This is a genomic window from Bartonella sp. AP30XZML (genome assembly GCF_042195945.1).
GTDB lineage: Bacteria > Pseudomonadota > Alphaproteobacteria > Rhizobiales > Rhizobiaceae > Bartonella.
The window spans coordinates 1-7,764 of sequence record NZ_JBHIPJ010000061.1 but is presented as its reverse complement, the minus strand read 5'-3'; the positions used below and the strand labels follow the sequence as shown (position 1 = coordinate 7,764).

Below are 7,764 nucleotides of genomic sequence, written 5' to 3'. Positions count from 1 at the left end.
TTCAGCTTTACGAGTTTCAAAAGTATCTAGTGCAATATCTTTTAAGTAATGGAGATTGCTTATTGCCTCACGCTTTTGTTTTTCACGTTCTTTAATAGGGTCACGCCCTTCACGTAAAACAGCCCGCCACCCAGTTGCCAATTCACGGGCTTGTTTTAAAGAAACATCTCTTAAAGCACCCAAGCCCATTTCACGGCGCCGACCATGAATGGTATAACGATACAGCCATTGAGCACCTCCATCTTTACGCTTATGGAGAAGCAAGCCGGCACCATCATTATATTTGCCAGCTCCCAATGTTGCGACAGCCCTTGCATTAAGACGATTCATAAGAACCATTTTTACTCCTTTCTGCTATAGTTTTTACCCACACATCAACCCCGCTTGTGGTGTGCAAGCAAGTGATTTTGATTGATTCAAGATACACAGATTTAAGATGAGAGAATCTTACGTTATTCAGGGTTCTCATTCAATATGAATAACGCTAGATTATGATTATAAATCAATGCCTTGAACACTTGTTGAATGCCGTTGGTTTGAAAGCGAGAGGTATTACAAAGCGCCCGATTTAAGCACTGGAGAACTTCGTGATTATAGTGAAGAGGAATTTAAGCAGCTCCAGTGCATGATGCCCGATATCCAAGGGGCAGCTTTCAATAAAAAGGTCGTAAAACGTGCTTTTTTAGGGAGAAAGTTGCTTGAATCCCCTGATCAACCTTTAGTTCCAGCTGGTCAATTGGGTTGGGAGTGTATAACGGGGTATTTTGACAAGATAGAACGGCAATTTTATGGGGTTGTCCGTCCGACAAAAGATCCACAACGATGGGCGAATAAATATTTTAGTCAAGTAATGCATATCCTTAATAGCCAATCCAAAGGCGGGATAATGGCAGAGCGGGGCGCATTTGAAGATGTGAGAGAAGCTGTAAAGAGTTGGAGCAGAGTAGATAGTATTACGGTTTTAAAAAATGGCGCTTTGGCAGGTGGTAAGATACAGCCCAAACCCGTAGCGCAATTCCCAACCGGTTTTTTCCAACTGTTTAATGAAGCCAAGGAAGCGATTAATCAAGTTACGGGCTTATCGCCTGAGTTTATCGGGACGAGAGAAGTCTCACAAGCAGGGATTTTAGAAGCACAACGGCGTCAATCTAGTCTTAACCTGCTTGCTTGTCTATTTGATGGCTTGCGTTTGTATCGCAAAAGGCAGGGTAAGATTATTTTGCATCTGATACAGAATTACTTGTCTGATGGTCGTTTGGTGCGGATATCTGGTGAAGAGAATGCGCAATATATTCCCTTAACACGTGAAGCGGTGATGAGTGTTGATTACGATATTGTGGTGGATGATGCTCCAACCAGCCCGAATGAGAAAGAGCGTACCTTTGGCATTATCACGCAATTATTACCGTTGCTTCAAAATGCCGTAACACCGGATATCATGCTTGATTTGCTTCGTTATTCACCATTGCCTGCGTCATTACTCAATCGTGTAAGTGAGAAGATGCAACAGCAGCAAATGGCACAACAAGCCCAACAACAGCAAATGAATCCGGAACAAGAAATGAAGTTGCAGGAAAAGCAGCAAGATATTGCGGCTAAAAGTCAGATGCAACAGATGGATTTACAAGGCAAGCAGATTGAATTGGTCATGCGTCAAAAGAGAGCAGAATTGGAAGCGGAATTGATGCAACAGAAGCATGAGCTTGAACGGGAGCGTATTCTTAATGAACGAGCGCAAAATCAAATCATGCGTGAAAGAGCGGCAACATACAGAGGAAGAAGCATTTGAGAGAGGTTAGAGAATGAATGCAGAAATGAACGAAGCTATGAATGAAGATTACAGAGTTGGAGCACCGGTCTTTGATGATGAGAGCTCTTTTGATGCCGGCACTTATGATGGTGAAACGATTGATAATGATGACATTACGTCTCCAGAGCCGGTTGCACAGCCCGTTGAAAAGCCTTCAGAGATTGTTCCTAGTATAGAACAGCAGCGTATGGAGCAACAAGCCAAACAAGCTCGTGAAGCGCTTGTCAAGCTTTATGAACCCCAGTCCCAGACGCCAATGGTTGAAGGTGAAAATGCACCCCCAGACCCTACACAAGACATTATTGGCTATATGAGTTGGATGGGAAAAAAGATTCGAGAGCAGGATGCGTATATTAGGGAACAGAAAGAAGCGCTAAGACAAGCTGAGGAACAGCAGCAGCATGATATACGTCTTGGTGAATTTTTTAATAATTCTGTTAAGTCGTTTCAAAATAAATCCAGTGATTTTGGTGATGCGGCAAATTTTCTTTATGAGAAGCGTGCGAAGGAATTGAGTTCTTGGTCGTCACTTTATCCTGAGTATGCAGATCCAAACACAATTTCTGAGATCATAAGGAATGAATTGCGTACGATTGTAGCGACTTGTGCACAAAGAGATCTCAATCCGGCAGAAGAGATTTATAGAATAGCGCAAAATCTTGGCTATCAAAACCAAGCAGTGCAAGCGAATAATCAAGTTGCAGAACTTCAAAGCCGTCAGAATTCTGCGCGGACTTTGACAGCATCTGGAGGAGGGGGGAGTACTGGACCAATGACTTTAGCAAGCATTGATAGGATGTCAGAAGAAGAATTTGACGTTTGGATATCAAATCCGAAAAATAAAGCGATTTTTCGGCAATTACACGGTGCAGGTAACGGGTATTAAGAGTGCATTTTATAGAAATTAGTCTGTTTTATACAGGGCTATGATCCGGCTTTTAAGCCGGTTTTTTTTTACAGCAAAGAAAGGTAAAATCAATGGCATTAACAACAGTTAGAGCAGATGATCCTCATGCGATAAGCACGTGGTCAAAATTATTAAATACAGAAGTTTCAAAGGCGATACCTATTGCCCCCCTTATAGGCAAGGGTTCAAACAGCATTATTCAACTTAAAACCGAAACACAGAAAGGCAGAGGGGATTGTGTTACATTTAGCTTACGGACACAGCTTTTGGGACGTGGTGTCACCTCGGGACAGACGCTTGAAGGGAATGAAGAGGCATTACAATTCCTTTATGACAGACTCTATATTGACGAGCTTTCGCATGCAGTTCGTGTAGAAAATGAAGGTAGTATAGCGCAACAACGTACAACGTTTGATTTACGTGATGAAGCCAAAAATGGTTTGGTTGATTGGTATGCAGACCGCTTAAGCATGATGTTTTTCATTCAAGCTTGCGGATATACAGCAAGGACGCTCTCTTTTGAAGATCGGATGATAGATATCGAGAATGTGCATTATGGATTTAATGAACCTCTGGCACCAAGTAGTAAGCGCATTATACGACCAGAAGCCAAAACCAAAGATGAAGATCTCAGTGAAGCACCCAAACATAGCTTTAGTTTGAAGCTGATTGATGAAGCTGTAAAAATGGCAAAACTTGCTAATCCCAAAATTCGACCAGTGCGTGTGAATGGGGAGAGTGTTTATGTACTCTATTTGCACCCAACACAAGTGATGCAATTGCGCACCAATACAGAGACTGGACAGTGGCTTGATATTCAGAAAGCTGCTTATACGGGTTCGCGCGCGAAGAACCCGATTTTTGATGGTTCTCTTGGCATGTATAATGGTGTGATTTTGCGTGAATCGGAACATGTTACTCATGGTGTAAAATCGACAGATAGTACAGCGAAAAAAAGTGTTCGTCGCGCTGTTTTGCTTGGTGCACAAAGTATCGTTATGGCTTTTGGGAACAATCGCAATGTCAATCGCTATCAATTGGTGGAAGAGCATTTCGACTATCAACGTTACTATGGTCTGTCTGCGAAAACACTGATTGGCATGAAGAAAACCCGTTTCAAATTTCCAAATAGCGCACAAACAGCGCAAGATTTTGGAACGATTGTTATCCCCACCTACAGTGGTGAACCTGATAATTAATCATAGGGAGGAAACAAGACATGGCAGATCAATTACCCCCTCCATTACAGGGCAGAAATCTACATACCCAACAGGTAAGTTTTTTGCGGTTAAATATCTCGCATAAAGATAAGCATCTCACAACGAAAATAGGGATATTACCCCGTGGCGCTTTGATCACTTCAATAAAAGCGTTCGTTAAGACGGCATTTTCAGAAGCGAAATTGAAGATTGGCAGCAGCTATGGGGGCAATGAGTTTGGGGAAAAAGACATCAAAGCCCAAGGCACGCAAGATTTTACGCCAACAGATCAAAAGTCTTTTGTTGCAGTTGATAAGGAGATGACCCTTTATGCAACACGAGACAAAACCACTGATGCTGGTGAATGTATTGTGGTTGTGCAATTCGTGACAAATCATTGAGGGGATAAGACATGGCAGATTATTTACCACAGCCCTTGCAAGGGAGAAATCTTCATACCCAGCAGGTAAGCTTTTTGCGGCTTAATTTTAGCTATGAAGATAAAGAAAACGCTATGAGAATAGGCACGCTACCTCGTGGTGCTTTGATTACTTCGATTAAAGTGTTTGTTAAGACAGCATTTTCGGACACAAAGGTCAAAATAGGCAGCACTGCTGGAGGGACTGAGTTTGGTGAAGCGGAAATCAAACAACAGGCAGTAAAAGAGGTTAAGCCCACCAATCAGAAGGAATTTGTCCCTTATGATGAAGAGGTCACTCTCTATGCTAAAGCGGATAAAACAGTACAAGCTGGTCAAGCAAGTATAGTCGTTGAATTCGTAACCAATCACTAAAATTGAGGGGAGAGATCTATTAGCTTCCCCTCAGTTTATGAATTAGCAGATTGTACCGAGAGTTGTAAATTAAGGGCAGATAAGACAGCGACTAAGGTAGAAAGTTTAGGGTCACCTGTTTTGCTTAAGGAGCGATATAATCCACTGCGTTCGCGATTGGTTTCTTTTGCTAAGGCTCTCATATTTTGAGCACGTGCAACAATACCAAGGGCATCCGCTATATGAGAGGCATCACCAGTTTTGAAGGCTTCATTAAGAAATGCTTGTTGTACCTCAATGTCTTCAAGATATTCTTCTGGTTTAAATGGGGTTGTTTTCATCACTGTACTCCTCTTTTAACTTTAATGCTTGTTCAATATCTTTTTTCTGCGTTGATTTATCTCCACCACATAACAAAAGGATAAAATCAGAGCCTTTTTTTGTAAAATAAATTCGGTAACCAGCACCATAGTGGATACGTAATTCACCTATACCGTTAAAGAATTTAACATCACCGAAAAGACCCTGTTTTAAGCGGACAATACGTTGAAGAATAATAGCCTTAACGCTTTTATCTTTAAGTTTCTTAAGCCAAGTATCAAATTCTATCGTTTTATGAATGAACACCATCAGTGCACTATACTACACAATATATATAATATCAATAGTAATAATTTTTACTGAAAGGTATTTTGATGACACGTCATTATATTCGGGTTAAGACCGGAGGACCGATACCAGTAAAGCGAGATGTTTATCGTCATAAGAGGACACTTTCGCACTTAGTGTCGGTCATTCAAGATGAGATTGATGACATAGCCGATGAGTATGTTCATCAAATCCAAGAAAGCATTTTTGCAGCCATTCGTTTTTGTGAACGGGAGACCTTTTACTTTAACGAAAGCCGTGATGTGGTGTTTGAGACACGGGCGGGACAAGGTGTTTATGATGCAAGCACTACCAGCCATATCGAAAGTGCTGTTAAAATCAAAAACGTTTATCTGAGTTCTGATCAACATCATAAGTTTGCATTGGAGTGTAAGGACCATGTTTCTTTAGAGCCTTTGTTATCATCAGAGCAGCAAGGAACGCCGGTTTGTTACAGTTATTTTGATAGGAAATTACATCTTTATCCCACGCCGGATAAAGCCTATCAGATTCAACTCATTCTCTCTCCATTGCGTTTATCAGAGATAGTACTCAGTATAATATCAAAAAACACAATAAAGTCAATAGTTTGCTTGCAATTATTTTATATGAATCCACTCAAGAATCCATCTTTTTATGCATGATTCATTTGACCATTTTTTATATAAGATTGCCATGTATGAATAGACCATAAAAAGCAAATCATGATGCTAATATTATAACGCATGTAAACGTTCAATGAAATGAAAAGCAGATATTATTCATAACAGTTTATAAATTTTATGATACGTTTTTATCACAGCACAAATCACATTGTTTAAAAATTTAGTCGTTTGGAATTATCGATAACATACGTTTAAAGATCCCATCTTGTTTTAAAGATTGGATTGTTAATCACATGATAAAAACATAAAATTACAGTTTTCAAAATTGAGAAGCGTAAAATCTAAAAATGCTATAGCAATATCTTATTACCTATAAGGGGGTAATCGTTTGAAACTGTTATAAGATAAATTGTACCAAAAGATACGCATTTATAGAAAATAGAGATCATATAATTTTTCCCAAAATTGGGAAAAACCTCTAAAATGGCATTAAAGAAATTAACTGTTTGAAGCATTCATAAGCTTATAGGTTTAATTTATAAAGATTGCATAAAAGGATTAAGGATAAGATCGCTTTTAAAACGCTTACTAAAAATTTAGAAAACGATAGGCAGGCATTATACAGACCCTATCATCACAACAGTATGAAATTCAAAACGTTATATCTTATGAAATCAAAAGCCTTTTAATGAATATAGTGCATAGCTAGTTTTGAAGAACGGAACTGTTCGCTTCCATAAAAAAATGGAGGCGGCTAATACCATAGCAGTAAAAGACTATTTTACCTTAAACATGATACTAAAAAACATTTTAAAAGTTATAGTTTAAAAATACGAAACCAAATGAGGTCTCCTCAAATTTGAGGGCATCTCTTTAGACAAGATAAGCAAACAAACTTCAAAATCGTTATAACATCACAAGGCATGGAATTTTTCTAAATTTTTAGATAAAACGCCATTGTTTAAAGAATGCTCTATTCTAAAGATAACGAGCTCGAATTTGAGCTGGTTGTTTTTGCCAACTCAAAATTGAGCCAGCTTATTTGTAAAAAGTTACATTTAATGAAAAGTAAAAATACGCTTATGAGAGCCTCTCTAAGTGAACGTTTGAAACGGATGTTTATAACAGTTTTTAAAGCCTTGCGTTTGATAAAAGCGGTTGTTTATTGTCTTATGAGAGTTTGTTTTAAAAACCAACGTTTGCAACTGTAAAAAACGGGTTTTGTTAAATCTATCAAGCGTTTTGATTTGTTTGATAGGTTTGATTTTAGACAATGTGTTATTTGAATTCACTTAACTCAATTTTAAAGTCAGTATATTGAAACGTTTTAAAAGAAGCATTTTGATCATGGGCTTTATTTCAAATGACTACCTCACAAAGGAGGAGTTATGATTGATACGTTTGATAGCCATAAAAGCGTTTATAGGCTCTCTCATTCAAATGAGTGAGTAAAAATCATACGCATTATTTACATTCCTTTTGATAAGTTTTCATATCTCAAAAGAGCGTTTGCAATATGATACCTTTTGTATATATGCATTCATTATTGATTTCGTTTATATGAAATATTTGCACATACCTCCATTGAAAGCCGCGTCATATCACTTGACACGGCTTTCTTTTATGAATGCTCTCTTTTATGATATGTATATTAAGCAATTATCTTATGATACGTTTATAGCCATCAAGAAGGCACCCCCATGTCTCTTTTTATTCTGTTTCATCAACAATCTTGACAAGGTTATCGCTTTCATAAACCTCATAATTTATAGGAACTTCCCTTACTTTGCTTTTCTTGGTTAATTTCGCATTGCCATAAGCGC

Annotated in this window: 8 protein-coding genes and 1 pseudogene; 6 read left to right on the top strand and 3 right to left on the bottom strand. The window is 38.6% G+C overall.

The window, feature by feature from the left end:
* The coding region (locus tag ACFIL2_RS04925; protein WP_375680436.1) for an Arm DNA-binding domain-containing protein at positions 1–339 on the bottom strand (339 nt) is incomplete at its 3' end.
* A gap of 175 nt (positions 340–514) precedes the next feature.
* Between ACFIL2_RS04925 and ACFIL2_RS04920 the strand changes: the two are divergent.
* From ACFIL2_RS04920 to ACFIL2_RS04900, 5 genes and pseudogenes are all read left to right on the top strand, one after another.
* A pseudogene (locus tag ACFIL2_RS04920) lies at positions 515–1,789 on the top strand (phage portal protein); the annotation flags it as partial.
* Between the two features lie 13 nt (positions 1,790–1,802).
* Positions 1,803–2,696: a hypothetical protein gene (locus tag ACFIL2_RS04915; protein WP_375621742.1), complete on the top strand. Its 894-nt coding sequence runs from the start codon at positions 1,803–1,805 to the stop codon at positions 2,694–2,696.
* 92 nt (positions 2,697–2,788) lie between these two features.
* Positions 2,789–3,916, top strand: coding sequence for a N4-gp56 family major capsid protein (locus ACFIL2_RS04910; protein ID WP_375680437.1), 1,128 nt, complete (start codon positions 2,789–2,791; stop codon positions 3,914–3,916).
* Positions 3,917–3,936: 20 nt separating this feature from the next.
* Entirely contained in the window at positions 3,937–4,317 is a 381-nt protein-coding gene (locus ACFIL2_RS04905; RefSeq protein WP_375680438.1) for a hypothetical protein, read from the top strand.
* 11 nt (positions 4,318–4,328) lie between these two features.
* On the top strand, positions 4,329–4,709 hold the full coding sequence (locus ACFIL2_RS04900) for a hypothetical protein (protein ID WP_375611028.1): 381 nt from the start codon (positions 4,329–4,331) through the stop codon (positions 4,707–4,709).
* A gap of 35 nt (positions 4,710–4,744) precedes the next feature.
* Here the strand turns inward: ACFIL2_RS04900 and ACFIL2_RS04895 are convergent, their stop codons facing one another.
* Entirely contained in the window at positions 4,745–5,029 is a 285-nt protein-coding gene (locus ACFIL2_RS04895; RefSeq protein ID WP_375680439.1) for an addiction module antidote protein, read from the bottom strand.
* On the bottom strand, positions 5,010–5,318 hold the full coding sequence (locus ACFIL2_RS04890; protein ID WP_375649232.1) for a type II toxin-antitoxin system RelE/ParE family toxin: 309 nt from the start codon (positions 5,316–5,318) through the stop codon (positions 5,010–5,012). The genes ACFIL2_RS04895 and ACFIL2_RS04890 overlap by 20 nt, the downstream gene beginning before the upstream one ends.
* Before the next feature lie 65 nt (positions 5,319–5,383).
* On the opposite strand from ACFIL2_RS04890, the gene ACFIL2_RS04885 reads away from it, so the two are divergent.
* Positions 5,384–5,980, top strand: coding sequence for a hypothetical protein (locus ACFIL2_RS04885; RefSeq protein ID WP_375681693.1), 597 nt, complete (start codon positions 5,384–5,386; stop codon positions 5,978–5,980).
* Positions 5,981–7,764: the final 1,784 nt, after the last annotated feature.

Coding starts and splice junctions, on each gene's coding strand:
- ACFIL2_RS04915 (WP_375621742.1), top strand. CDS start 1,803: ATGAATGCAGAAATGAACGAAGCTATGAATGAAGATTACAGAGTTGGA.
- ACFIL2_RS04910 (WP_375680437.1), top strand. CDS start 2,789: ATGGCATTAACAACAGTTAGAGCAGATGATCCTCATGCGATAAGCACG.
- ACFIL2_RS04905 (WP_375680438.1), top strand. CDS start 3,937: ATGGCAGATCAATTACCCCCTCCATTACAGGGCAGAAATCTACATACC.
- ACFIL2_RS04900 (WP_375611028.1), top strand. CDS start 4,329: ATGGCAGATTATTTACCACAGCCCTTGCAAGGGAGAAATCTTCATACC.
- ACFIL2_RS04895 (WP_375680439.1), bottom strand. CDS start 5,029: ATGAAAACAACCCCATTTAAACCAGAAGAATATCTTGAAGACATTGAG.
- ACFIL2_RS04890 (WP_375649232.1), bottom strand. CDS start 5,318: ATGGTGTTCATTCATAAAACGATAGAATTTGATACTTGGCTTAAGAAA.
- ACFIL2_RS04885 (WP_375681693.1), top strand. CDS start 5,384: ATGACACGTCATTATATTCGGGTTAAGACCGGAGGACCGATACCAGTA.